The following is a 23706-nucleotide window of genomic DNA, read 5'->3' on the forward strand; positions in this document are numbered from 1 at the left end:
GTCACGCCGCTCTCCTAGCCGATTCGCCGTGGACACCCGATCAACCGGCTCTACCGAGGGGCAACAGTATACTTATGGGAGAGAGTACCATTCCAGTAGAACGAGCCACCCGATGACAACGAACGAGCGGGAACGCGACTTTACCCACCTGTTCTCGGAGACCGTACAGGAGACGATGAACAACGCGGGCTACGGGTCGTGGCGGTCCATCTCCGACCCGGCGGCGGTGTCGTTGAGTTTCGGCTTCCCCTTCCCGGAGTCGTTCCCCAACGACGAGTTGGTCGCCTCGGCGGAGGCCGTCTTCGAGGCCGAGGGCGACGTCGCCCTCCAGTACACCGGCGGCGAGTACGCGAGCGGCCTCTCGGGGGTCGTGGCCGACCGTGCGCGCGACCGCGGGATCGACTGCGAGGACGACGAGGTGATCCTCACGAACGGGTCGACCCACGCCATCGACGTCGTGAGCCAGACGTTCCTCGACCCGGGCGACCTCGTGGTCACCGAGGCGCCCACGTTCATGGGCGCGTTGAGCCTGTTCCGCAACTACGGCGTCGACATCGAGGGGGTGGAGATGGACGCCGACGGACTCGACGTGGACGCGCTCGCGGCCGACCTGGAAGCCCGCGAGAGCGAGGGCCGGCCGCTCCCCAAACTGCTGTACACCATCCCGACGTTCCACAACCCCACCGGCGTCACGCTCGCCGAGGACCGCCGCAAGCGCCTGCTCGAACTGGCCGCCGAGTACGAGTTCGTGGTCTTGGAGGACGACGCGTACGGCGAACTCCGCTACGAGGGTGCGGACGTGCCGTCGCTCGCGGCGCTCGACGACACCGGGCTGGTGGTCCGCGTCAGCACGTTCTCGAAGACCATCGCCCCGGGGATCCGCACCGGGTGGATCGTCGCCGACGAGGAACTCGCCGAGGAGATGCGTCGGATCAACGCCGGGGGGACCAACACGTTCACGCAGGGCGTCGTCGGCCGCTACTGCGAGGCGGGGCTGTTGGAGGAGAACGTCGTCGACCTCCGCGAGTCGTACAGCGAGCGCTGTGCGCACATGCTCGCGTGTCTCGACGAGTACATGCCCGCGGGCGCCGACTGGAGCGACCCCGACGGCGGCTTCTTCGTCTGGGTCGAACTCCCCGAGGGGGTCGACGCCGAGGAGATGCTCCCCGAGGCCGTCGAGGAGGGCGTGGTCTACCTCCCGGGTCACCTGTTCTACCCCGACGACCGCGGCCACGACTGCCTGCGGATCTCCTTCAGTCACGTTCCGCTCGACGAGATGGAGCGGGGTATCGAGGCGCTCGCGGCCGCGACCCGGACGGCGACGAGCGTCGAGAGCACCGCCGACGACTGAGCCGACCCCGCCGGCCCGTCCGTCCGGCGGTCAGAGGACGCGGTTTTCGAGTTCGTCCAGCTTTCCGGCGGCGAACCGCTCGTAGTTGTCGGCGAACAGCGCGGCGATCCGCTCGGCGTACCGCGGGGTCGACCCCGCCATGTGGGGCGTGACGACGACGTTCGACAGCTCCCAGAGGACGGAGTCGGCGGGCAGCGGTTCCTCCTCGAACACGTCGAGGGCGGCGCCGCGGATCCGCCCCTGCTGGAGTGCGGTTTCGAGGGCGGGCTGGTCGACCACGCCGCCGCGGGCGACGTTGATCAGCACCGCCTCGGACTTCATCGCCATCAGCTCCCGCGACCCGATCAGCCCGCGGGTCGACTCCACCAGCGGACACGAGAGGACGAGGTAGTCGGCGCGTTCGAGCACCCGGTCGAGCCCCTCGGGGGGGTACACCTCGTCGACGACGTCGGGCGCGGTGTCGGGGTCGCGTTTGGTGCCGACCACCTCCATGTCGAGCGCCGTGGCGAGTTCGGCCACCTCGGTGCCGATGGCGCCGACACCGACGACGCCGACGGTCTTGCCGCCGAGTTCCCCGCCCGCGTACCGCTCCCAGACGCCGTTGCGCTCCTGCTGGCGGATCCCGCGGTGGATGCGCCGCTCGAAGACGAAGGCGTACCCGAGCACCTGTTCGGCGATGGGGCGAGCGGCCACGCCCGACCCGTTGGTGACGACGACGTTCCGGTCGTCCAACCGGTCGAGGTCGTACGAGTCGACGCCCGCGTTGAGCGTCTGGACCCACCGGAGGTCGGGGGCGTCGTCGAGCAGGCCGCTCACGTCGCGGATGGTCAACACCGCGTCGGCGTCGCCGATCGCCCGCTCGGTGCGTGTCGGCGTGTTCGACGTCTCGATCGCCACCTCGGCGGGGAGCGACGATTCGAGACGGGAGTGGAGTTCCTCCCCCAGTTCGTCGCCGAACACCCCGGTCACGCTGTGGTGGAGCAGTACGGTGGTTCCATCCGACATGGTACGCCCTCGGGCGACCGCCCGCATAAATCCTCCCACATTCGCTCGACCGGGACGCGAGGATGTACAGAAAGTCGACGGATAGTTGTTCGATAGTGGTGGACATCGGCGAATACGTTCGCGTTCGCGCTCTCCGAGACCGGATCGGTCGAAAGGTTGAATACTCACTGGGCAGCACCCCGAGGCATGGCAACGACGGACTCGGTAGTCAACCTCTCCGACGTGCGCAAGCAGTTCGGGGAGACGCTCGCGGTCGACGGCATCGACTTCGACCTCAGACAGGGCGAGTTCTTCTCGCTGCTGGGACCCAGCGGCTGCGGGAAGACGACGACGCTCCGGATGATCAGCGGCTTCGAGACGCCGACGAACGGTCGGATCGAGATCGAAGGCGAGAACGTGGTCAGTCTCCCGCCGAACAAGCGGAACACCAACCTGGTGTTCCAGGGCCTCTCGCTGTTCCCGCACATGTCCGTCGCCGAGAACGTCGGCTACGGGCTGAAGAAGGCGGGCGTCGACGCCGACGAACGCGAGCGCCGCGTCGAGGACTACCTCGACATCGTCGGTCTCTCGGGGTACGAGGACCGCAACCCGACGGAACTGTCGGGCGGCCAACAGCAGCGGGTCGCCATCGCGCGCGCGCTGGTCAACGAACCCGACATCCTCCTGTTGGACGAACCGCTGTCGAGTCTCGACCGGAAGCTCCGCCAGCGGATGCAGGTCGAACTCCAGCAGATCCACGAGCGGGTCGAGGGGACGTTCTTCTACGTCACCCACGACCAGGACGTGGCGATGAGCATGTCCGACCGGCTCGCGGTGATGAACGACGGCGAGATCGAACAGATCGGGACGCCCGAGGAGATATACCGCGAACCCGCCTCCCAGTTCGTCGCGGACTTCATCGGCGACACCAACTTCCTGTCGGGCAGCGTCGAGACGACGGACACCACCGCGGCCTTTCAGGTCGACGACGCCGACGCGTCGATCCCGCTCGCGGCGCCGAGCGTGAGCGGCGACGCCGTCGCGTCGGTCCGCCCCGAGGAGGTGAGCCTCCACCCGGTCGGCGAGGGGACGGTCGACGGCGAGGTGGTCGACAGCCACTTCCACGGCAACCACACCACCTACATCGTCGACACCGACGAGGCGGTGCTCCCCGAACTCGAAGTCGTCGTCCAGGGGCGCAGCCCCGTCTCGACGGGCGACCGGGTGGCCGTCGGGTTCAACGCCGACGCGCTGAAGTTGTTCGCGGCCTGAGCGGCCCGACCGACCGCCGCGCCCACCGGCCGTCACACCGCTCCCGCCGCGCCCGCCGCCCTCCGCCCGCCGCCGGCCCGGGAACTGTCGGGTCGGCCACCCCGGTCCCGTCCCGCGCCGCTCGCTCCGCGCTCTCGCCCCGCGCGAGCGGTCGCCGCGCGCGGTTCCGCCGACCCCGGGTCCGACGTACACGCGTTCACGCCCGGCTCTCGGATCCCCAATCAATTCTGTGCGACCGTAGACGGCTCGCTCGAATAGACGTTGGATTCGGAGATCATCGACACGATACTAGCCCAATCGACCGGTTATCTTCCACCTAGGTATACAATGACCTATGTGACCTTAGTCTCCATATTACAGACGTACCTCTGTCAAGAGACGCGGCCGGCCGGCCAGCGCACCCCCGCGGCGACCGGCCGCCGGGGTCGTCGGTTCCGGACGACCGACCCGATAGTATCGTTTACCCACGTGAACACACCCCGATACCAGCCTGATCGATGCCAGTTACGTACGCTCCCCGGCCGGCCGATTCGACGTTCGGCCACCTCGCACGGCTATTGCGATCCCTCTAGCTATCGGCGGGAATAGGGGATATTACTGGCTGACTGATCCGATCCAACCGCGAAACGATTCAATATTGGCACCCTATCGCAAGTCTTAATTGAAGACGTCCAGATTAGCGTGTGATGGCAAGCCGCCGGAAGTTTATCAAAGCGAGTGGTGTAGCGGGCGCGACGGGACTCACGGGCCTCGCGGGATGTATGGGGGCCATGGGAGGCGGGTCGACGACCGTCTCGATCCTGACGTGGACCGGGTACGGGGACGTTCAGGACGCGATCGAGTCGGAACTCGACGGGACCAGCCTCGACATCTCGGTCACGAACGGGTCCGCGCGGATGTTCTCGACGATGAACTCGGGGGGTGCCTCGGAGTACGACATCGTGATCCCGAACAACGAGTACGTCCCGCGGATGATGGAGGCGGGCATCGCGGCGCCGATGCCGCAGGACGTGGTGTCGAACTACGAGAACCTGTTCCCCCGGTTCAAGCAGGCCTCGGAGTCGCAGTTCGCCAGCGACGGGGAGATATACGGGCTCCCGATCCGGTTCGGCTGGTACACGTACGGGTTCGACTCGAGCGTCCTCCCGGAGGACCACACCCAGAGCTTCGACGTCCTGTTCAGCGAGTCGTACGAGGGCACCGACCTCTCGGGGAAGATCTCGATGTACGACGGCTACTACAAGTCGATGATGGTGACGGCGCTCCACCTCGGCTACCGGGACGCGTTCGAGGGGTCGGAGATCACGCTCTCGGACGAGCAGATCTCGGAGGTGGAGACGGCGCTCACCGAACAGAAGTCGAACGTCCTCGGCTACGTCACCGACTCGCAGGCGCTCACCCAGTCGTTCCAACAGGAGAGCGCCGCCGTCGCGTACACCAACCGGACGAACATCCTGAACGTCCAGAACAACGGCATCGACACGATGCGCGTCGCCGACCCCGAACAGCCCGAACTCACGTGGTTCGAGGGCGCCGTCGTCTCCTCGGAGTCGTCGAACCAGGAGGCGGCGTGGGAGGTGCTCAACCAGTACATCAGCCCGGAGATCGGCGCGCAACTCGCCGAGGCCCGGTTGATCGCGAGCACGTGTCAGGCAGCCCAGGAGAACATCGGCGGCGAGTACGAGGACCGGCTGGTGATCGACCCCTCGCGGCTGGAGGGGATGATCCCGTTTAAACCCGCCGCGAAAAACGACGCCTGGGTCGAGGCGTGGCAGCGGGTCCAGGCCGCGTAAGTTCCGCGGGCACAAACGTAATACCGTATCACGACATTCGTTCACACGCGACACCCACGACATCACTCACCATGAGTACTTCAACGACGCTCAGACAGTCGGTGTACGACCGGTTCTTCGAGAGTTCGTACGGCGAGTACGCCAAAATCGGGATCACCGCGGGACCGGGGCTGGTGTGGCTGCTCCTGCTCCTGTTGTTCCCGCTGGTGTTCCTCGTCACGATCAGTTTCGCGTCGGTCAACGACTCTTACCAGATCGTCTACGAGTTCTCGGTGTCGAACTACGTCAGCCTGCTCGAAGGGCAGGACGGCTGGTTCCGGACGCCGTTCATCGACACGTTCCTCCTGTCGATGGGCATCGCGGTGGTGACGACGCTCATGACCATCGTGTTCGCGTTCCCGGTGGCGTACCTCCTCGCACGCGCGAGCGGGACGCTGTTCAAGGCGCTGTTGTTCACGATCCTCCTCCCGTTCTTCACCATCTACATCGTCCGGATCTACTCGTGGTACGCGTTCTTCGGGTCGTCGGGGATCATCAACTCCTTTCTCGTGTGGACGGGGCTGGTCTCGGGACCGGTGAGCCTGTTCAACTACGGGGTGTTCCCGATCGTCGTCGCACTCGCGCACGCGTACTTCCCGTACATGCTGCTCACGCTGTACTCGTCGCTCGACGGGATCGACTACAGCGTCGTCGAGGCCGCGCGCGACCTGGGATCCTCGCGGGTCGAGGTCGCGAAGGACATCGTCGTCCCGCTGTCGGCACAGGGGCTGATCACGGGCAGCATCTTCGTGTTCGTCCCCTCGCTGGGGTCGTTCATCACGCCCAAGTTCCTCGCACAGGGGAAGGTGGCGATGGTCGGGGAGATACTGGCCGACCGGATCAACCAGATCTACGCGATCGACTTCGGCTCCGCCGGGTCGATCTTCCTGATCATCCCGTGTCTGATCGGCTTCCTCGTGATCTTCAAGTACGCCGACCTCGGCGGAATGCGGGGGATCTGAGATGTCCGACAAGACCACGGAGGGGTTCGCGCCCGGCGGGTCGGCGACGGCCGACCGCTTCGCGTTCCTCCCGAAGACGTCGCTCGGGGACCTGGTGGCGACGTACGGGCTCTACCTGTTCGCCGGGGTGACCATCGCGTTCCTCTGGCTGCCGTTGCTGTTCATCGTGGTGCTGTCGTTCGGGGTGAACTCGTCGTCGCTCGTCCCGTTCGAGGGGTTCACGCTCGCCAACTACGTCGACCTGTTCACGAACGCGTCGCTCATGAGCGCGTCGTTCCAGAGTTTCGTGGTGGCGACCACCTCCGCCGTGGTGGCGACCGCACTCGGCGTCCCGGCGGCGTTCGCGCTCGCGCGGTACAGTTTCCGCGGGAAGGAGGCGTTCCGGTCGCTCGTCATCCTCCCGCTTCTGATCCCGGGGGTGATCATGGGGATCGACATGCTGATCTTCTTCCAGTCGGTGATCGACCTCCCGCTGGGCTTCTTCACGACCGTCGCGACCCACTCGGTGTTCGGACTGCCGTTCATCGTGCTCCCGGTCGCGGCGCGCCTGCTCACGTTCGACCGGTCGATCGAGGAGAGTGCCCGCGACCTGGGTGCCGACCCCCTCACGGTGATGAGAGACGTCACCCTGCCGGTCGTCGCGCCCGCCGTCGCCGCCGGGTTCGTCTTCGCGTGGCTGCGCTCGTTCGAGGACTTCACCCGCGCGTTCTTCGTCAGCGGGACGATGGACCTCCTCACCAAGTCGATGTACAGCCTCGTCGTCTACGGCCAGAACGCGAACGTGATGAAGCCGATGGCGACGGTGCTCATCGTCCTCGTCGGCGTGGCGCTCCTGGTCGCGATGAACATCGGACAGGTGTCCAAGTACGTCTGAGACGGGCGCGAGGCCCGAGATGGACGCGGGTCGCCCACCGCGTTCCGCCTCGGCTACCCGTCGGCGTCCTCCGAACTCGGTTCTCCGTCGTCCGTCCTCCCGCCCGACCACACGCGTAGCCGAGGCTCGGCGACCCGACGCCGACCGTTGGGTCCCACCCACCTCGACGGCCGACATCTAGTTTACAATACGAGGTCTAAACCCCTAATATGGTATCCGATACGATCATAAAATCGTAGAATAGTGGCCGTGTGGGCTGAGTTTGGTTATAATCCTTGCCGACATTAATGCTGTGTAGGGGTCACGCTTTTGTCCCACCGGTCGACAGTGCCGGCTGTCATATGGTAGACAGTGACAGACGCGGTGTTGCACGGCGCGAGTTCCTGACCGCGGCCGGAGCGGCGGGCGGGCTTGCCGGGTTGACCGCCCTCGCGGGCTGTTCGGGCGGCGACGGCACCAACGAGGCCGGCGCGGGCGGTACGACGGCGAGCGACGAGGAGACGAGCGACTCCGGCGCCGGGTCCACGACCGGCGGGAGCGGGGAGTTGGGTGAACCGCTCCCCTCCTACCTCTATCTCAACAACCCGGCGAGCTACAACGCGCCGCGACACGACGCGATCAACCTGATCGGGTCGCGGCTCGGCGACGTGGGGTTCGACATGAGCGTCGAGGTGTTCGAGTGGGGGGCGCTCTACGACAAGGTCCGCCAGCAGCGCGACTTCGACTTCACGACGTGGCACCACGGACTCGGGGTCGACCCGGGGCAGTTGATGTACGAGTTCTTCCACTCGAGCGGGCTCGAAGGTGGGGCGGGGAACTTCACCGGCTACAGCACCGAGGAGATGGACGAGGTGCTCTCCGAGCAGATGCAGACGACCGACACCGGCGAGCGCGTCGACCTGCTCCACCAGTTCGAGAACATGATCGTGGAGGCGGCGCCGACGAACGCCATCGTGTGGATGCCGCAGTTGATGGCGTACAACTCCGACCAGGTGAGCAACTGGACCCAGCATCCGGCCTCGTTCAACTACTACTACAACATGACCAACATCGAGGTCGACAACCCCAGCAACGAACTCCGCGGGTCGTGGTCGGAGTCGCTGGGGTCGCTCAACGTGGTCGGCGGGGCCGCACAGACGAAACTCGAAGTCCAGTGGGACGTGCTGTACGACAAACTGGTCCGGTTCGACTCGGACCTCCAGCCCGACCCCGAGATCAGTCTCGCCTCCGAGTGGACCCGCCCCGACCGGACCACGATGGAGTACACGCTCAAGGACCACACCTGGCACGACGGCGAGGACCTGACCGCGGAGGACGCCGCGTTCACGTTCAACTACCTCAAGGAGCACAACGCGCCGCTGTACGCCGTCCAGACCGAGATGTACGAGGACGCGGAGGCGGTCGACAGCCGGACCGTCCGGGTCAACTTCACCGAGGAGAACGCGCCCGGACCGGTCCACACCCTGTTCTCGTTTCAGGTGCCGATCATTCCCAAACACGTCTGGGAGTCGCGCGACTCGCCGCTCGACCTACAGGTGACCGAGCCCGTCGGGTCGGGACCCCTGAAGTTCGACTACTGGGACCAGGGGTCGGAACTGTCGCTCGTCAAGTACGACGACCACTTCAACCCGGTCAACTTCGACCGCCGCATCTGGCGGATCATCCCCGAGAGTTCGACCACGTGGGAACTCCTCCTCAACGGCGACCTCAACTACCTGCCGTTCTCGCGGATCGGCAAGCAGTTGAACGACAACCGCGAGGAGAGCCAGATCGGCGTCGCCTCGGCGCCGGGCACCTCGTGGTGGCACATGAGTATGAACACCCGCCGGGACGGCCTCGCCGACCAGGCGGTCCGGCAGGCGGCGGTCCACGCCATCCCCAAGACCGCCATCGTCGAGCAGTTGCTGTACGACTTCCCCGAACCCGGTTCCAACCTCGTCACGCCCGCGTTCGGCGACTACTACACCGACGAGGTCCCGGAGTACGACGAGGGAGTCGAGGCGGCGAAACGGCGGCTGACCGAGGCGGGCTACGGGTTCGGCGAGGACGGACTCGTCCACTTCCCGGCCGAGTGAGACCACCGCGACCGCCGAATCGTGCCGGGTAGCGAATAACAGAAACTGGAGTGGACGCAATACCACTCGAATTTCGTATACGATACGTCGTGACCCGATCGTCGCCGATCGGATCGGCGGAGTCGACGAGACTGCGATGAGACGGGATCGAACGCCGTTACGGGGTCGGTATCAGTTTCGTCTCGACGCCGGGTCGACGCCCCACTGATACGGCAAATACCGACGACACGATCATATTCAGTACGTATTCCAACAGATACCGCGCCGAGACGGGCGACGACCCGACCGACGAAGACGATATCGAACCACTGGACGACGATCGTCCGTTCGGAAGCGGCACGGTCGGGTAGATTTAAGCGCACGTACTGCGATCCGACACTATCCGTCTATGGACACGGCCATCATCGACACGACGCTGGTGACGCTCGCGGACGACCGTCTCGGCGTCGTCGACGACGGCGCGGTCGGGATCGCGGACGGCGAGTTGTGCTACGTCGGGTCGACCGACGGGGTCGACCCCGGGGACGCCGACCGGGTGGTGGACGGGGCGGGGCTGATCACGATGCCCGGACTGGTCGACGCGCACGCGCACACGGGGTACACGCTGTTGCGCGGCGGCGCACAGGACCTCCCCGAGATCGAGTGGATGAACGCGGGGCTCGGTCCGTTCGCGAACGCGATGTCGGCCGACGACCGGGTCGTCGGGTCGAAACTCGGCGTCCTGGAGGCGGTCCGCGGCGGGGCGACGACCGTCGCGGAGTACGACGACCGGGTCGCCGACCTGGTCGAGGCGGTGTACCGACCGTACGGCGTCCGAGTGGTCGCGACGGAGACCATCAACGAGGTGGCGGACGACCGGTCGGGACTCGGCCCGCGCGACCTCTACGAGTTCGACCGCGAGCGGGGGGAGGCGGCGTTCGCCCGCGCGAACGACCTGTTCGACCGCTACGCCGACGCCGACCTCGTCACGCCGATGTACGGCCCGCAGGCGCTCGACATGGTGTCGCCGGACCTCCTCCGGTCGGTCCGCGACCGGGCGGCCGCCGACGACCGGCGCGTCCACGTCCACGTCGCACAGGGCGAACGCGAGCGCCTCCAGATCGAAGAACGGTACGGTGCCGACCGGACGACGGTGGCGGTGCTCGACGACCTCGACCTTCTCGACGAGTTCCTCGTCGCGGTCCACTGCCACGGGACGACCGCCGCCGAGCGACGGCGGATGGTCGAGGCGGGCGCGAGCCTGGTGGGCTGTCCGAGTTCGATCGCCGCCATCGACGGCCGCGTACCGCCCGTCGACGGGTACGCCGGCCTCGGCGGGACCGCCGGGCTGGGGACCGACCAGGCGCCCGGGCCGGGCCACCACAACGTGTTGCGGGAGGCGCGGACCGCCAGCCTGCTCTCGAAGACCGACGCCGCGGACCCGACCGCGCTCCCCGCGTGGCGGGCGCTCCGGCTGGCGACGCTCGGCGGCGCGCGCGCGCTCGGTATCGACGACGCCGTCGGGAGCCTCGAAGTCGGCAAGCGCGCCGACGTGATAACCGTGGATATGGGGGCGCTCGGGGTCGCACCGACCGTCTCGCGGCCGCTCCGGACCGCGATTCCCAACCTCGTCTACTCGACCACGGGCCGGGAGGTCAGGGACGTGTTCGTCGACGGCGAACCGCTCGTCCGCGACGGCGAGTTCGTCCGCGCCGACGCCGACGCGGTCGTCCGGGAGGCGAACGAGCGCGCGGACGCCGTGTTCGACCGGGGGACCGACGACTGGCGCGCCGCGGGGTCGGCGCTCGTCGACCGGGCGGACGACGGCTGGCTCTGAGTCCCCGACCCGGCGAGCCGTCCGGCGGGTCCGGGGACGACCCGGCCACCCCGCTGTGGTCCCGTCCCGAACCGATCCCCCACACCCCGGCTCGGAGCGGTACGTACCGCTCCGGACCCTCCCGAGCGGGTAGCTATCGTTACTCACCCTCCAATCTTAATATTATAAGTAGCTAAGCGAACGCGCGGGACGAACGAGGTGTGGACCTACAGAACCCACCCATCCCGGACCCGAGCGCGCACAGTCGACGCGGCTTCCTGCGGCGGACCGGCGGGGCGACGGCGCTGGCGGTCGTCGGGGCGTCCGGCGGCGCGAGCGCGGCGGTCGACGAGTCGGGCGAGTTCACCGACGACCCCTACTCGCTGGGCGTCGCGTCGGGCGACCCGCTGCCCGACTCCGTCGTGCTGTGGACGCGGCTCGCGCCGAACCCGTACGAGGTCGGCGGCGGCATGCCCGACGAGTCCACGCCCGTCCAGTGGACCGTCGCGACCGACGAGGGGATGACCGACGTGGTCCAGACCGGCACCGCCTCGGCGGACCCCTCGTCCGCCCACTCCGTCCACGTCGACGTCCAGGGACTCCGGCCGGCGACCGAGTACTACTACCGGTTCGAAGCCGGCGGAGTAGAGAGCGAGGTCGGTCGGACCAAGACCGCGCCGGCGGCCGACGCCAGCCCCGACGAACTCCGGTTCGCGTTCGCGTCGTGTCAGGCGTGGTACAACGGCTTCTACACCGCCTACCGCTACATGGCCGACGAGGAGTTCGACTTCGTCGTCCACCTCGGCGACTACATCTACGAGTACGGCATCGACGCGAACGGCGGCGAACGCGGCGTCTCCGTCCCGCAGGCGTACCGCGAGGAGCCGACGACGCTCGACCGCTACCGCCTCCAGTACGGCCTCTACAAGTCCGACGAGGACCTGAAAGCCGCACACGCGAGCGCGCCGTGGCTGGTCACGCGCGACGACCACGAGGTGGACAACAACTGGGCGGGCGACACCCCCCAAGACCCCGACGAGCAGGACCTCCAGTCGTTCCTCGAACGCCGCGCGGCCGCGTTCAAGGCGTACTACGAGCACATGCCGTTCCGGCCGGCGCAGATGCCCGACGGTCCCGACCAGAAGCTCTACCGCGAGTTCACGTTCGGCGACCTCGCGGAGGTCAACGTGCTCGACACGCGCGAGTACCGCACCGACCAGGCGTGTGACGACGGGTTCAGCGTGGTCGACTGCGAGGCGCGACTGGACGACGAGCGGACCATCCTCGGCGACGCCCAAGAGGAGTGGCTGGTCGACAACCTCGAATCGTCGGACGCGACGTGGGACGTGCTCGCCAACCAGGTGCCGTTCGCGGCGATGGACTTCGAGGCGGGTCCCGAGGAGGGGTACCGGATGGACCAGTGGGACGGCTACGTCGCCGACCGCGACACGGTGCTCGACGCGTTCGACGCCGTCGACAACCCCGTGGTGATCACGGGCGACTTCCACTCCAACTTCGCCAACGAGGTGGTGCGCGACTACCGGAACGACGACTCGCCGACGGTCGCCACCGAGTTCGTCGCCACGTCCATCTCGTCGGGCGGCGACGGCGCCGACATGGACGAGTTCGGCCGGCAGGTGCTCGCGGACAACGACAACGTCCGCTACTACAACAACCAGCGCGGCTACGTCGCCTGCCGGCTCACCCCCGACGAGTGGGAGACGAACTTCCGGGTCGTCGAGTACGTCACCGAACCCGACGCGCCCGTCCGGACGGACGCGAGTTTCTCCGTCGCGGCGGGCGACCCCGGCGTGCGGACGAACGTCCCCCAATACCAGGTGGACTTCGTCGCGGGCGACCCCATCGAGAACCTCTCGGCGGACACGCTGTACGCCGAGCAGGACCGGCTGCTGCGGTACGCGTTCGGCACGCCCGGCGAGGGCATCACGGAGAAGGACACCGCGTGGCCGAGCGCGGAGGTCCGCGACTGCGTCGACTACGGCCACATCACCGAACACGACGACGGCACCGCGAGCGTCACGTTCACCGTCGCCGACGACTGCGAGGGGGTGGTCCTGTCGCTGGCGGTCCACTCGATGCCCGACGAGACGTTCGACGCCGAGTCGGTCGCCCACCAGACCCTCCTCGAGAGCGCGACGGAGTCGTTCGGTCCCGGCGAGCACACCATCTCGGTCCCCCTGCCCGACGGCGCGGCGGAGTAGCGGATCGACCGCCCGCGCCGTCGGTCGAGGCCCCGCTCACCGCTCCTGTCTGGGCGTCGTGAACGGCAGGATGGCGGTGGTGCGCTGGACGACGGTCGTGATCCGGAGGATGAACGAACACAGCAACGACAGCGGGAGGAACCCGACGGCAAGCAACACGACGAGCAGGTCGACCGTCTCCCACCCGCCGAGCGTCCCCGTGGCTCCGCCGGCGCCGGTGAACAACAGGAGGCCGGCCCCCGCGGCGGCCTCGGCGGGGAGGCCCGCGTACAGGAGGACCCGCGACAGTTGCGAGAGTTCGTCTTGGAGGTAGATCGACTTGAAGTACTGTCGCGCGACGTCGACGTTGCGGAGCGCCTGGATCAGCCGCTCGCTCGCGTCGTCGACGGAGTCGGCGACCTCGCGTTCGCCGTCGAATCGGTCGCGGAACCGGCGGATCCGGTGGATCTGACGGGCGTAGTTGGTGGTCAGTGTGACCGAGAGCACGCTGAAGACGTCCGACCCCGACCGTTCGAGTAGCGCGTCGACCCGGTCGACGTGGTCGGTGATCCCCGTGACCAGTTCGTCGACCTGCGCGCGCTCGTCGGACGCGAGTTCCGACGCCGCGAGCCCGCCGAGCCGCTGGGCCTCCCGGCGCGTGTTCTCGAACAGCAGCCGGAGAAACCCCAGCGGCTCGACCGGCGCGATCCGACCGCTGGCGGTTTCGACCTCCTCGCGGTAGTCGATCGTCTCTTGGATCTCCGAGCCGAGTTCGCCGGGCGTGCTCAACTCCTGTGAGAGCAGGAGTTGGTTGATCGACACCACGACCGTGATCAGCGTCAGGTTGCCGCTCACCAGCCCGCCGAACAGGTAGAACACGGGCTTGGGGTCGGCCAACGGCGCGACCCCGAGCGCGTGCGCTCCCGCGAACGCCGCACCGAACGCCGCCGCGATGCCCGCGGCGATGATCGCGCGGTTGCCGTGGAGGAGCACCCACTCCACCGCCCGGTCGAGCGGTCGGGTCGCGTCGTCTCCCGACTCGCCGCCGGTCGCGTTCCCGCCGGTCGTGCTCTCGCCGCCCGCGCCGTCGTCCGTCGCGTCGTCGCTCACGCTTCGGGATCGGACAGCCGTCAGACCCGCAAAAGCGTACCGCTCGCCGGTCGGGAGGGAGCCGGCGGTCACCCGGGACTCCGGTCGGTCGACCCGCCGCGCCGGCCCGCGACCCGGGTCTTCACCGTCGTCTTCGCACGATTCCGTTCGCGGTGAGGGAGTATTGTTCAAACTATTCCCGCATTATATCCATCGTTCTTTCCATATGTGGATATATCATCCGGGTGTGCCCGTCCGGTCGACCGGGCCGCTCGGGCGGTCCGAGCGAATACATTGAAGTCGGGGCGTCCCCTCCGGCCGAAGTAGATGGAGCTATTCTCGTCGGCGAAAGCCCGCCGCCGGGCCGTCCTCCTCGTCGTCGGCGTCGTCGCGGGGTTCGGCGCCCTCTACCTCGCGCTCCGGCGGTACGCGCCGTTCGTCTTCGACCAGAGGGAACTCCGCCTGTGGGTCGACAGCTTCGGCGTCCTCGCGCCGGTCGTCTTCACCCTCCTCCAGACGGCACAGGTCGTGTTGGCTCCCATTCCCGGGCAGGTCGTCGCGTTCGTCGCGGGCTACCTGTTCGGCCCGGTCGCCGGGACGGTGTACAGCCTCGTCGGCGTCCTCCTCGGGAGCGCCATCGCCTTCTCGCTCTCGAAGCGGTACGGCCGGGGGTTCGTCGAGGACATGCTCACCGAGGACGTCGTCGAGCGGTTCGACGGGTTCGTCATGCGTGTCGGCTTCCCGGGACTGCTCGCGTTCGTCATCGTCCCGGGCCTGCCCGACGACGCCATCTGCTTTCTCGCCGGGCTGACCAGTTGGCGGCTCCGGACGTTCATGGTCGCCATCACCATCGGCCGCCTCCCGGCGTACGTCCTCACGGTGTACGCGGGCGGCGAACTGGCGAGCGGGCGGTTCGCGGGCGCGATGGCGTTGGTCGGGGTCGTGGTGGTGCTGTCGGTCGTGGGCTACTACAAACAGGAGGCGGTCCGCGACCTGGTCCAGCGGTTCTCCGACCTCGACCGCCCGCTCTGAGCCGCGCCGCCGACCCCGGTCACCCGCGTTCGAGGTACAGCGAGTACATGATCACCGCGAACCCTACCGCGACGAGGACGCTGTTGATCAGCACGCCGACCTCCAGCGGGACCGACAGCAGTTGGTGGGCGATGCCGGCCAGCAGCGCCCCCAGCGTGACCGTGCCGAACCCGACCGCGAGCATCCGGAGCGACGGCGCGCCCGTCCCGCGGTGGGCCTTGTAGGCGATGTAGGTGATGCCGCTCCCCAACAGCAGGGTCACCGTCTTGACCGCGATGATCGCGGTGTCGACCCACATCACAGCTCGTCACCCATCTTCGACCAGATGTCCGCCAGCCGCTCGTCGGCACCCCGCGCCGGCCGCTCGACCGCGACGTCGAACTCCCCGTCGTCCATCGAGATGGTCACGTCGTCGAAGTCGCGGACGTAGCGCGTGGTCCGCCCGCCGCCGGGGTTGATCGCGACCCGCTCGCGGACGAGGGCGGCCTCGCTGAGGAGTTCGAGCTTCCGGTACAGCGTCGACGTGGGGATGTCGCAGGTGTCACTGAGTTCGTTCGCGGTCATGGGTTCTGTCGTCTCGCGGAGGATCGCCCGGCAGTCGGCGTCGTCCAACGCTTCGAGGACCGTCTGCAGCGACGGCGACTCCTCCGAGGGTGCCGGGTCGCGGACCATCGTGTTACCCGCCGTCGGGTCGGCGCCCCCGCTCTGCGGGCGCCGGAACGTGAGGGCTCGGTCGCGGGTCCGACGCGGGCGACCCGGGGGCCGGGGGCGTGCGCGCTCGCGTCCGGCGGGGGTCGGGCGCGTCACCGGCCACGTGCCGTTCCCCCCCGGGGAGTCGGGGTCGCGTCGCGGCCGGCGTCGCGGCGGACGGTCGGACGGCGGTCACCTCGTGCGTTCACTGACCGACCGGGGGGATAAACGCTCTCCTCGACGACCCGCCTCCGGGTGCGGCCGACCGGGTCGGTCCGGTCGCCCGCCGCGGCGGGGTCGTTCGACGCGGCCGGGTCGGGCGGACCGGCCGGCCCGTCCGGGCCGACACGCCCCGAGTCACGACGCCTCCCCGTACACTTCCAGCAGTTCCTGATACCGGTTGCGGATCGTGACGCGGCTGACCCGCGCCGCGTCGCTGACCGTCGCCTGCGTCAGCGACTCGTTGGTGAGACGGGCGGCGGCGTACAGCGCGGCCGCGGCCAGCCCCGCGGGGCTCTTCCCGCTGTGTGCGCCGGCGGTCGTCGCGACGTCGAGCAGTTCGCGCGCCAGCCGCTCGGTCTCGTCGCTCACCTCCAGCGACGAGGCGAACTGCGGGACGTACGTCGCCGGCTCCTCGGGTTCGATCCGGAGACCGAGTTCCCGCGAGAGGTAGCGGTACGCCCGCTGGACCCGGATCTCCTCGACCCGGCTGACGCTCGCGAACGCGCTCAGCTGTCGGGGAGTCCCCTGCTGTCGCGACGCCGCGTACAGCGACGCCGTTGCCATCCCCTCGATGGAGCGGCCGGGGAGCAGTTCCTCCTCGACGGCGCGGCGGTAGACGACGCTCGCCGTCTCCCTGACCGGTTCCGCCAGCCCGAGCGCGGAGGCCATCCGGCTGATCTCGCCGAGCGCCTGCTTGAGGTTCCGTTCGTGGGCGTCCTTCGTCCGGAAGCGCTCGTCCCACGTCCGGAGCCGTTCGAGCCGCGAGCGCTTCCGGGCGTCGACCGCACGGCCGTGAGCGTCCTTGTTCTGCCAGCCGATGGTGGTCGAGAGGCCCTTGTCGTGCATCGTGTGGGTGGTGGGGGCGCCCACCCGGCTCTTCTCGTCGCGTTCGGCCGCGTCGAACGCGCGCCACTCCGGCCCGCGGTCGACCGCGTCCGCGTCGACCACCAGCCCGCAGTCCGCACAACACGACTCGCCGCGGTCGTCGTGGACTACCTGCCCCTCACACTCGGGACAGCAGGCCCGCTCGTCGTTCTGTTCGGCAGGGTCGCGTTCGGCGACGCGGTCGGTTTCGGTGTTGGATACCCTGTTGCTCATGAGTGGTCCGGGTCGGCTCGGGAGGTCCCATCCGACTGTCTGCGTCTCTCTAGCGAACGGGGAGGCGGACGATGAACGGATGGCGGATTCCCAGCCGGTGGGAATCCGCGCGTGAGATAGGCGTCCCGGCCCCGGCTAGTGGGGTCGCGCCCGCGCTGGAACGATGAGGTACACCACCGACGACTACCGGGATGACCCGCTCCGCAAAGAGCTATTTTGGAATAGCGAGCTATTCTGATCGCGGCCGTCGTGGTTCACCCGTCTCCGCTCCCCGACCGAAAGGCTGTTGTACGGACCGGACGACCGGTTCGAGCATGGGTACGGAGAATAGTGGAGGAAGCATAGATAGAACGAATAGCCCGAATAGTCCGTACGACTCGCCCGACGGCGACAGCGAGCCGCGGGCGGTCTCGGTCTGCATGCTGAAGGGTGGAGTGGGCAAGTCGACCATCGCGGTCAACCTGACGCGCCAACTGGCGGCACACGGGCACGACGCCCTGCTGGTCGATCTCGACCCCAACGGACACGCCTCGGTGGGGTTGGGGTTCGACGACCGGTACCACGACACCGACGAGGACGTCGGCGACGTGTTCTTCGGCGAGACCGAGCCCGAAGCGGTGATCTACGACACCGGCTTCGAGTTCGACCTGCTCCCGTCGAGCGAGAACCTCGAACAGGTCGAACGCGAGATCGTGGTCGGCGACGTGTTCCAGCCGTCGTCGCTCTTGAAACGGGAGGTCGTCGACCCGCTGTTGGGCGAGCGGTACGACTACATCGTGACCGACTCGCCGGCGTACCGCTCGCGGTTGACCGACAACGCGCTGGTTGCGACGGCGAACCTGGTCCTCCCGCTCGCGCCGGGCAACGAGGCCGTCTCGGGGCTCGAACGCACGATCGAACGCCAGATCGCCCCCCTCCGCCAGCACATGGACGTCGACGTGCTCGCGCTCGTCCCCAACATGCTGAGCGACCGGATCGACCAGCGAACGCAGGACCGGCGGCTGCTCGAACGGCTGAACGCCCACGAGAGCCTCCAAGACCGGATCCCGAACTTCGCACGCATCACCGACTGGGAGGCGGTCGACGCGGGGGAGATATCGCCGCGGCCGGGGATCCGCGACCGCACGAGCATCACGAAGGCGTACGGCGAGCGCCAGCCCTTACTCGACTACGACCCCGACTGCGACCAGCTCGCCTGTTTCGACGAACTCGCGCACGTCACCGAGGCGGGAGGCGTGGTCCGGCGTGGCTGAGGAGGACCCGTTCGCGGACCTCGGCGAGACGCTCGACGACGAGGCGGACGGAGCCGACGAGCCGTCCGGCGACTCCGACGCCGCGGGGGGCGCCGACCGCGACCCGCTGACCGACCGCGCGTTCTCGTACGAGGCGGCCGTCCAGCGGCCCTTCTACGCCCGCGAGGCGACCGTCGAGGCGTTCGACGCGTGGCTGAACTACGAACTCGAACGCGAACTCGACGACCGAGGGTACCGTGAGATCGTGGTCCGCGAGATGACCGACGCGCTCCTCCGGACGGTAGTCGAGGAGGACCTCGTCGACGAGGTGGCCGAGCGGTTCGAGTCCGCGCGGGCGAACCCGGACGACGACTCGAAGGGCTGACCCCGACGGCCCGCCCGAGTGAACTAGCCGCTCGACGTTTCTCTAGAAGGAATAGCCAGAACAGGTAGAATCTAGAAAGTAGATCCCAATTTGGGAATAGCACAGATAGAATACTATTCGAGAGCTCGTGAGGCGCACGACCAGCCAACGAGGGAGGGAGAATCGGAGACCGGTCGGGCGGTCGGAAGACCCCCCTCGGTCCGGTCGGCGCGTCCGCCACCCCAGCCGTTTTCCTCCGCGGGCGCGAGTGGTGAGCCATGGGTGTGACGACCGACGGCGAGGAGGGAGGGCGGCTGACGCTCGCGTTCACGTTCGCGGCGTTCGAGGAGTTCGCCCGCCCGGGGGCGGTGCTCGCGGACGCCCGCGAGTGGAGTCGGTACGTCGGCGTGGTCGGCAACGACACCGAGGCGGTGCGGGCGTTCCTGCGGGCGCGCGACTTGCGACACGACTTCGAACTCGGCGACCGGGACAAGTGGCTCGCGCTCCGGGAACTCCGGGCCGAAACCGACACCCCGCGGCACGTCCTCGTCGGCACGAGCCGCGACGACCGGATGGCGGCCGAGGGGACCGGCTGGGAGTTCGTCCCGGTCGGAGAGGCGGCCGAGAAGGCGGGGTGGGAGCGCGGCGACGGCACCGACGAGTCGGCGGGGCTCGCGAGTCGTCTCCGCGCGCTCTTCGGCCGTCGGTGAAGGGCGGCACCGGTCGGACTGTCCCCGACCGTCCATCACCGTCCCCGCCGACGGCTCCGCCACCGACATCGGTGAGCGCGGCGTCGAACGCTCGGGCGATCAGCGCCGCGGGTCGCCAGGCCGGACCGCCCTCCAGCGCCCGGCAGCGTTCGGCTTCGACGAGGTTCCCTCGGCGGTCGATACAGGGACCGAGATACCGATACGGCGGTCGAACGACGAACTCCGCCGCCTCGATAGCTGTTCCCTCTACGAGAACATATCGCCGGCAGTTCGACCGGCCTCTCTCGCGGCTCCGTCGGTAGTTTTCCGGACTGAGCGGTCGAGCGGCGTGAAACGACCGTTCGGGGTTGGGTCCGGAATCGATCGGGGGACGCGAACGGTCGCGGAGTTCGATTACGGCGATACTACTGTAATTCCTGCGGTCGGATCGCCCGGACCAGTCAGTCAGACGGGTCGCAGTTCCTCACTATCCGGTCGCTAACCGCCGCTCGGTGACCGTTCACGCGGTGCGCCCGAAACTGCCGCTCGGACGAGGGGGTTCGTCAGAGGCGAACGGGTCGACTCGCGGCGGATCGACGGCCGAGACACGGGGAATATCGTCGGCGCTCCACCGGAAAGCCGGTGTCTCTCGGCGGACCCCCGGGGCGGGGGGAGCGACGGACGCGACTCGTCGCGTCGGCGGCCGCCGACTCGCCGCCGACGGCCGACGACGCGGGACGACCGTCGGCGCGTGCGACTCACCTCGGCCGTTCGGGAACGACCACCACGACCACGTCGTTGACGTTCGTCCCGGTCGGACCGGTTCGGACGGCCGCGCCCACGGACGAGAGGTACGCCCCGGCGTCGCTGTCGCGGAGCGCCGCCCGCGCCGCCTCGGGGTCGGTCACCGTCCCGCGGTCGACGACACCGCCCGCGGCGTCGGTACTGCCGTCCTCGCCGTCGGTGTCGACGGCGGCGACGGTCGCGTCCGCGTCGAGTTCGAGCGCCGCCGAGAGGGCGAACTCTTGGTTCGGCCCGCCCGTGCCCTCGCCCGCGACGGAGACGGTGCACTCGCCGCCCGCGAGCAGGACGGCCGGCGGGTCGACCGGGTCGCCGGACGCCGCGACCTCCTCCGCGACGGCGACGATGGGTTTGGCCACCTCGCGCGCCTCCCCTCGCAGCCGCGAGGTGAGCACCACGGGTTCGTAGCCCGCCGCCTCGGCGACGCCGCGCGCGGCGTCGAGCGCCGTCGCGTTGTCCGCGACGAAGTGGACGCTCGCGCGGTCGAACGCCGGGTCGTCCGGCGCGGGCGTCTCCGGGAACGCGCCCTCCGTCCCCGCGTCGAGATGGTCGCGGACGGCGTCCGGAACGCGGAGGTCCCGCCGGTCGAGGACGGCGAGCGCGTCGGCGTACGTCGTCGGGTCGGGCACGGTCGGGCCGCTACCCACCGTCGAGGGGTCGTCGCCCACCACGTCGCTCACGAGCAGGCTCGCGACCGTCGCCGGCGCCGCCGCCGCGGCTACCCGACCGCCCTTGACCGCCGAGAGGTGCTTCCGGACCGCGTTCACCTCGCCGATGGGCGCGCCCGCGTCGAGCAGCGCCCGGGTGGTCGCACGCAGGTCGTCGACGGTCACGTCGCCCGCGGGGGCGGTCAAGAGCGCGCTCGCGCCGCCCGTCAGGACGAACAGGGCGAGCGTCCGCTCGCCGGCCGCGTCGAGGCGCGCGAGGAGGTCGGCCGTCGCCTCGGCGTTGCGCGCGCTCGGCAGCGGGTGGTCGCCGACGGCGTTCCGGACCCCCTCGACGGCGGCCGGTTCCTTCGTGACGACCACCCCCCCGGAGAGGCGGTCGCCGAGCACCGATTCGAGCGCGCGGGTCGCGCCGGCGGCGGCCTTCCCGCCCCCGACGACGAGGACCTCGTCGTACTCCGTCAGGTCGTACCGCTGGTCGCCGACGGTCAGCGTCTCCCCGTCGCGGTCGACCGCCGCGAGCGTCGCGGTTTCGGGGTCGGCCGCCTCGACCGCGGTCTCGATACAGTCGAGCGCGAGCGCCCGTTCGGGTGTCGACGCGAGTCGGTCGCGGTCCGCGATCCGTGTCATACCGCGGGTCGGCGCGGCCGGAACAAAACCCCTGCGCCGCGACCGACCGCGAGCGAGCGCGGCGTCTCACCCCGCCGTTCCCCCATCCCGATCGAGTTCGGTGAATCGAGTCGAGTCCGCCGTCCCGGCGGGACGGCGCCCGCGGCGCGGACGCGGTCCGGGCTACTCCCGGACCTCGATATCGGCGCCCTCGTCGACGACGACGGCGTCCGAGAGGGGACCGTAGTTGCCGCCGAGCGAGACGGCGCCGGGGGCGTCGCCGCCGACGCGGGCGAACGCGTCGCCGCCGTCGGGCGCGGTACAGCCGCGCAGGCGGAGCAGTTCCACGTCGACGGCGCGGACGGCGGGCGGCGCCCCGCCTTCGGTCTCGAACCCGTCGAGGGTGACCGCGGTGCTCTCCTCGACGGTGAGCGGCGTCCCGTCCGGGACGGTCACCCGGACGTCGTTGAAGGAGACGTCGTCGAGCGACTTACAGAACATCCCGTGTTGCTGTTCGTACCCCTTCGCCATCGCGGGCGAGAGGTCCGTCGCGTCGAACGACCGGGTCGCCTCGATGTCGACGTCGTCGAACGTGATGCCGCCGAAGCGTCGCTCGGGGAGTCCGGTCAGGAAGGCGGCCGACTCCACCTCCTTGGCGGTGACGTGGTGGAAGTGTACGTCGCGGACCGCGGGCGTCGACTCGTCGACGGCCACGGGGTCGCTGTCGATGTCGGTCTGGTAGTAGCCGTTGATCACGAACGGGCACGCCACCCGGCGCATCACGATGGTGTCGAACCGGAGGTCCTCGACGGTACCGCCGCGGCCGCGCGTCGACTTGATCCGGATGCCGCGGTCGGTCCCCGTGAACGTGCAGTTCGTGACGGTCACGTGACGCACGTCGCCCGCCGTCTCCGACCCGACGACGACGCCGCCGTGGCCCGCCTCGACGGTGCAGTTGGTGACGACGACGTTCTCGCAGGGGCGGCCGACCCGGCGACCCTCCTCGTCTTTCCCCGACTTGAGACAGATGGCGTCGTCGCCCGCGTTGATGTACGTGTCGCTGATCCGGACGAACCGCGAGGAGTCGACGTCGATGCCGTCGCCGTTGGGCGCGTCCGCGGGGTTCTCTATCGTGAGGTCGTGGAGCGTGACGTCCTCGGAGTAGACCACGTGCGTGTTCCAAAACGGGGAGTTGCGCAGCGTGACCCCGGAGACGGAGACGTTCTCGGACTCGCTCACCTGGAACAGCGGCGGGCGGAGCGTGAAACTGCTCACGTCGTCCGACCGGTCGTTGGCCGCGTCGAACTCCGCGAGTCGCTCGGCCAGGTCGTCGGGGAGTTCGTCGTCGTCGACGCCGTAGAACTGCCACCAGTAGTCGCCCTGGCCGTCGACCGTCCCCCGGCCCGTTATCTCCACGTTCTCGGCGTCTTCGACCAGCAGACACGGGTGGAAGCCGGTCTGGTCCCACCCCTCCCACCGGCTCTCCTTGGCGGGGAACGCCTCGTGGTCGCGGACGAACGACAGCGTCGCCCCCGCGCGGAGGTCGAGCGTCGTGTCGTCGCCGACCGTCAGCGGCGCGGTGGTGTACGTCCCCGGCGGGACGACCACGGTCCCGCCGCTCGCCGCGCAGTCGTCGAGCGCCCCCTGGATCGCCTCGGTGTCGAGCGACTCGCCGTCCCCCGTCGCACCGTACTCGCGAACGTCCCGAACGTCTCCGGCGCCTCCGGTCTCCTCGGCGTCTCGGTTCACCCTCGGGGGATCCACGAGCGGCCGAATAAACGTTCCGCCGGAGTGTACCGCTCCCGACGCGTCTGACCGACTCGCCGTAGCTACCTTCTTGCGTCCTACCCCCGATTAATCCTAATCTTT

19 protein-coding genes are annotated in these 23706 nt (G+C 68.8%); 12 read left to right on the forward strand and 7 right to left on the reverse strand.

Features of this window, described 5'->3' with window-relative positions; all coding sequences use genetic code 11:
• The first annotated feature begins 112 nt into the window (after nucleotides 1-112).
• Nucleotides 113-1351, forward strand: coding sequence for an aminotransferase-like domain-containing protein (locus K933_RS01300; RefSeq protein ID WP_023392863.1), 1239 nt, complete (start codon nucleotides 113-115; stop codon nucleotides 1349-1351).
• A gap of 30 nt (nucleotides 1352-1381) precedes the next feature.
• Here K933_RS01300 and K933_RS01305 read toward each other — a convergent pair whose 3' ends face one another.
• Nucleotides 1382-2356, reverse strand: coding sequence for a D-2-hydroxyacid dehydrogenase (locus K933_RS01305; RefSeq protein WP_023392864.1), 975 nt, complete (start codon nucleotides 2354-2356; stop codon nucleotides 1382-1384).
• Between the two features lie 186 nt (nucleotides 2357-2542).
• Here K933_RS01305 and K933_RS01310 point away from each other — a divergent pair, with 186 nt between their 5' ends.
• The 7 genes from K933_RS01310 to K933_RS01340 all read left to right on the forward strand — a co-directional run bounded on the left by K933_RS01310 (nucleotide 2543) and on the right by K933_RS01340 (nucleotide 13367).
• Nucleotides 2543-3607 carry an ABC transporter ATP-binding protein gene (locus K933_RS01310; RefSeq protein ID WP_023392865.1) on the forward strand — a complete coding sequence of 355 codons (1065 nt, stop codon included), beginning with the start codon at nucleotides 2543-2545 and terminating at the stop codon, nucleotides 3605-3607.
• A gap of 761 nt (nucleotides 3608-4368) precedes the next feature.
• Nucleotides 4369-5400 carry an ABC transporter substrate-binding protein gene (locus K933_RS01315; RefSeq protein WP_049947435.1) on the forward strand — a complete coding sequence of 344 codons (1032 nt, stop codon included), beginning with the start codon at nucleotides 4369-4371 and terminating at the stop codon, nucleotides 5398-5400.
• A gap of 71 nt (nucleotides 5401-5471) precedes the next feature.
• The gene (locus K933_RS01320) at nucleotides 5472-6401 is read left to right on the forward strand and encodes an ABC transporter permease (RefSeq protein ID WP_049947436.1); all 930 of its coding nucleotides are present in this window, start codon (nucleotides 5472-5474) and stop codon (nucleotides 6399-6401) included.
• Between the two features lies 1 nt (nucleotide 6402).
• Nucleotides 6403-7275: an ABC transporter permease gene (locus K933_RS01325; protein WP_023392868.1), complete on the forward strand. Its 873-nt coding sequence runs from the start codon at nucleotides 6403-6405 to the stop codon at nucleotides 7273-7275.
• Nucleotides 7276-7616: 341 nt separating this feature from the next.
• Nucleotides 7617-9350 (forward strand): ABC transporter substrate-binding protein, encoded by a 1734-nt coding sequence (locus K933_RS01330; RefSeq protein WP_049947437.1) that lies wholly within the window; start codon nucleotides 7617-7619, stop codon nucleotides 9348-9350.
• 388 nt (nucleotides 9351-9738) lie between these two features.
• On the forward strand, nucleotides 9739-11166 hold the full coding sequence (locus K933_RS01335; RefSeq protein WP_023392870.1) for an amidohydrolase family protein: 1428 nt from the start codon (nucleotides 9739-9741) through the stop codon (nucleotides 11164-11166).
• Between the two features lie 200 nt (nucleotides 11167-11366).
• On the forward strand, nucleotides 11367-13367 hold the full coding sequence (locus tag K933_RS01340; RefSeq protein ID WP_023392871.1) for an alkaline phosphatase D family protein: 2001 nt from the start codon (nucleotides 11367-11369) through the stop codon (nucleotides 13365-13367).
• A 36-nt stretch (nucleotides 13368-13403) separates the two neighbouring features.
• Here K933_RS01340 and K933_RS01345 read toward each other — a convergent pair whose 3' ends face one another.
• The gene (locus tag K933_RS01345) at nucleotides 13404-14456 is read right to left on the reverse strand and encodes a hypothetical protein (RefSeq protein ID WP_023392872.1); all 1053 of its coding nucleotides are present in this window, start codon (nucleotides 14454-14456) and stop codon (nucleotides 13404-13406) included.
• A 306-nt stretch (nucleotides 14457-14762) separates the two neighbouring features.
• On the opposite strand from K933_RS01345, the gene K933_RS01350 reads away from it, so the two are divergent.
• Nucleotides 14763-15467, forward strand: a complete 705-nt coding sequence (locus tag K933_RS01350; RefSeq protein ID WP_023392873.1) for a TVP38/TMEM64 family protein — start codon at nucleotides 14763-14765, stop codon at nucleotides 15465-15467.
• A gap of 19 nt (nucleotides 15468-15486) precedes the next feature.
• On the opposite strand, the gene K933_RS01355 is transcribed toward K933_RS01350, so the two are convergent.
• The 3 genes from K933_RS01355 to K933_RS01365 all read right to left on the reverse strand — a co-directional run bounded on the left by K933_RS01355 (nucleotide 15487) and on the right by K933_RS01365 (nucleotide 17477).
• Nucleotides 15487-15765, reverse strand: coding sequence for a DUF7521 family protein (locus tag K933_RS01355; protein ID WP_023392874.1), 279 nt, complete (start codon nucleotides 15763-15765; stop codon nucleotides 15487-15489).
• The gene (locus K933_RS01360; RefSeq protein ID WP_023392875.1) at nucleotides 15765-16139 is read right to left on the reverse strand and encodes a winged helix-turn-helix domain-containing protein; all 375 of its coding nucleotides are present in this window, start codon (nucleotides 16137-16139) and stop codon (nucleotides 15765-15767) included. The genes K933_RS01355 and K933_RS01360 overlap by 1 nt, the downstream gene beginning before the upstream one ends.
• A 375-nt stretch (nucleotides 16140-16514) precedes the next feature.
• A complete protein-coding gene (locus tag K933_RS01365) occupies nucleotides 16515-17477 on the reverse strand; it encodes a transcription initiation factor IIB (protein ID WP_023392876.1) in 963 nt (320 codons plus the stop codon).
• A 314-nt stretch (nucleotides 17478-17791) separates the two neighbouring features.
• Between K933_RS01365 and K933_RS01370 the strand changes: the two genes are divergently transcribed.
• From K933_RS01370 to K933_RS01380, 3 genes are all read left to right on the forward strand, one after another.
• Nucleotides 17792-18730: an AAA family ATPase gene (locus tag K933_RS01370; RefSeq protein WP_080509153.1), complete on the forward strand. Its 939-nt coding sequence runs from the start codon at nucleotides 17792-17794 to the stop codon at nucleotides 18728-18730.
• Nucleotides 18723-19094 (forward strand): hypothetical protein, encoded by a 372-nt coding sequence (locus K933_RS01375; protein ID WP_023392878.1) that lies wholly within the window; start codon nucleotides 18723-18725, stop codon nucleotides 19092-19094. The genes K933_RS01370 and K933_RS01375 overlap by 8 nt, the downstream gene beginning before the upstream one ends.
• Before the next feature lie 257 nt (nucleotides 19095-19351).
• On the forward strand, nucleotides 19352-19783 hold the full coding sequence (locus K933_RS01380) for a DUF7124 domain-containing protein (RefSeq protein ID WP_023392879.1): 432 nt from the start codon (nucleotides 19352-19354) through the stop codon (nucleotides 19781-19783).
• A 737-nt stretch (nucleotides 19784-20520) separates the two neighbouring features.
• Here the strand turns inward: K933_RS01380 and K933_RS01385 are convergent.
• Both K933_RS01385 and K933_RS01390 read right to left on the reverse strand, forming a co-directional pair.
• Nucleotides 20521-21858, reverse strand: a complete 1338-nt coding sequence (locus tag K933_RS01385; RefSeq protein WP_023392880.1) for a glycerate kinase type-2 family protein — start codon at nucleotides 21856-21858, stop codon at nucleotides 20521-20523.
• Between the two features lie 162 nt (nucleotides 21859-22020).
• Nucleotides 22021-23586 (reverse strand): glycoside hydrolase family 28 protein, encoded by a 1566-nt coding sequence (locus K933_RS01390; protein ID WP_023392881.1) that lies wholly within the window; start codon nucleotides 23584-23586, stop codon nucleotides 22021-22023.
• Between the last annotated feature and the right edge of the window lie 120 nt (nucleotides 23587-23706).

Source organism: Candidatus Halobonum tyrrellensis G22, assembly GCF_000495475.1.
Lineage (GTDB): Archaea > Halobacteriota > Halobacteria > Halobacteriales > Haloferacaceae > Halobonum > Halobonum tyrrellense.